The sequence below is a fragment of the Mesorhizobium sp. M0518 genome (genome assembly GCF_040321125.1).
Taxonomy (GTDB): Bacteria; Pseudomonadota; Alphaproteobacteria; order Rhizobiales; family Rhizobiaceae; genus Mesorhizobium.
The window spans coordinates 1-615 of the sequence record NZ_JAMYQY010000068.1; the positions used below are offsets into that span (position 1 = coordinate 1).

The window sequence follows — 615 nt, forward strand, 5'->3', positions numbered from 1 at the left end:
TCGAACTCCACAACCGCCATCGGCAGGCTGACGACAAGGTCTCCTTGAATGAAGCTTCAAGCCGGTTAATTCGGCCACCATCCGTGGCTTTGGCGGCTTCTCCAAGCTTCACCGTGGCGCAACCTGCCTCGAAAAGAAGCGTGCCAAGCTCAAAATCGCCCACAATGCCTTGGTTTTCCGTGCTTGCATTGGCTTCGTTCATGCGACGGCTCCTATTGCGACGAATTGTTCAGGCGGTTGCACTCAGCCCGCCATCGATGACGATCAGCGCGCCGCTGACATAGGCCGCGCGGGCGCTGGCCAAGAATGCAGCTACTGCTGCGAATTCCGAGGGATCGCCAAGGCGTCGGGCCGGGGTCCTATCCTCGAGCGCACGGATGCCTTCGGCGTAGTCGCCGACGCGATTGGCTTCGTGAATCGCGGTGCTGTGTGCACCAGGAGCGAGCACGTTTACGGTGATGCTCTCCCCCGACAATTCTTGTACGAGCGTGTGGCAGTAGGGCACCAGCCCTGCTCGTGCGACACCCGACAGCGCGAAATGTACCGGGGTCTTTACAATAGTCTCGGAAGCGAGCATCAATATTCGCCCCGCCCGCGAGCGCCGCAGATACGGCA

2 protein-coding genes are annotated in these 615 nt (G+C 60.3%); both read right to left on the minus strand.

The window, feature by feature from the left end; all coding sequences use genetic code 11:
• The coding region (locus NKI66_RS32630) for a hypothetical protein (RefSeq protein WP_352754082.1) at positions 1–202 on the minus strand (202 nt) is incomplete at its 3' end.
• A gap of 27 nt (positions 203–229) precedes the next feature.
• Positions 230–615, minus strand: a 386-nt coding sequence (locus NKI66_RS32635) for an SDR family oxidoreductase (protein WP_352754083.1), incomplete at its 5' end; no start/stop codon positions are given.